Here is a 1,280-nt window from a genome sequence, read left to right as displayed (position 1 = left end):
TGGAAAATTCGGTTAAAGTGAACCACCCGTGCCGGATGAAAGTGAGCAGTGTAAATAAAGTGCCAAAAATCGTTTCATTTGAGTGTTAAAATTAGTGATTCTTTTTTAATTTTTTTCTCATGGATTCTCCTTTTAGATTAATTCTATGTGCTGAGTGAACTAACCTATCCAAAATAGCATCGGCTATGGTCTGTTCCCCAATAATTTGGTGCCAGGCTTCTGTTGGCAGTTGCGAGGCTATAATGGTGGACCGTTTACCGTGCCTGTCCTCGATTATTTCCATAAATATATGTCTGTTAGCACTATCTAAGGTTTTAAGTCCAAAGTCGTCTAAGATAAGTAGATCCTGCTTTTCCAGTCGGTTGATCTCCTTTAGGTAGGAACCATCGGCCTTGGCCGTTTTCATTTTTGTGAAGAGCTTGTTGGTGTTAAAATACATCACCCTGTACCCTAATGTGCAGGCCTGGTAACCAATGGCAGAAGCAATGTAACTCTTGCCCACACCGGTACTTCCCGTAATGAGTACATTGTCTTCATTTTTTATAAAATCACAGTTGGCGAAGCGTTGGATCTGGTTTTTATCGATATTTCTGCCAAGGTCATAATTGATGTTCTCTATAATGGCCTTGTACCTAAACTTGGCAGCCTTGGTAAGGCGCTCAATTTTTCTGTTGTAGCGGTCATCCCATTCAGATTGTATTAAATGGGCAATAAGTTCGTCGTTGGTGTACTGCACACTGCCCGCTTGCAGTGTTTCGCTAAAGGCCCTGTGCATACCGTAGAAGCGTAACTGCTTCATCTGTTCTAAAGTTTGTGTGTTCATAATGGTGTTTATTTATAATAATCTTTTCCTCTGATGTTGTTGTGGTTGGGGACTTGACTTTGTTCTTGTGGCGTATCCTCTATGGCATCCCAGCCTTTCTCCAAGATGTTTACGATGATATTGTAATTGTAAGCTCCGTAGTCCAAGGCTCGCTTACAGGCGTTGTTCAATCGGGTGCGCCCTACTTTGTTCTGCAGTTGTAAAATGCCCATACAGGACTTATAGGATTGCTCGGGGTGTTGTTTTTTGTCCAGTATCTTGATGATGTAATCTTGGCAATCGTGCCCTATACTGCCCGCCCAGTTTATAAACTTTTCACTGCTCCATTCACTTACAAAATGATGGTGCGAGGGCATATGCTCCTTAGTAGTGGTATAGGCATACTTTTTTCTGTGCCTTGGGTGCAGGGCTATACGGTTGTATTTGTAATAGATTTCTATGGCACTCTCTGAGTAAA

The 1,280-nt window shown here is 41.9% G+C and carries 1 protein-coding gene and 1 pseudogene; both read right to left on the bottom strand.

Annotated elements, in window-relative coordinates; all coding sequences use genetic code 11:
• Positions 1-91 precede the first annotated feature (91 nt).
• Complete coding sequence (gene istB, locus MR062_RS17610) at positions 92-823, bottom strand: IS21-like element helper ATPase IstB (protein ID WP_242206743.1); 732 nt, start codon at positions 821-823, stop codon at positions 92-94.
• A gap of 8 nt (positions 824-831) precedes the next feature.
• A pseudogene (locus MR062_RS17605) lies at positions 832-1,280 on the bottom strand (IS21 family transposase); the annotation flags it as partial.

The organism is Aestuariivivens insulae (genome assembly GCF_022662195.1).
Classification (GTDB): domain Bacteria; phylum Bacteroidota; class Bacteroidia; order Flavobacteriales; family Flavobacteriaceae; genus Aestuariivivens; species Aestuariivivens insulae.
This window is presented reverse-complemented; position numbering and strand designations above follow the sequence as displayed.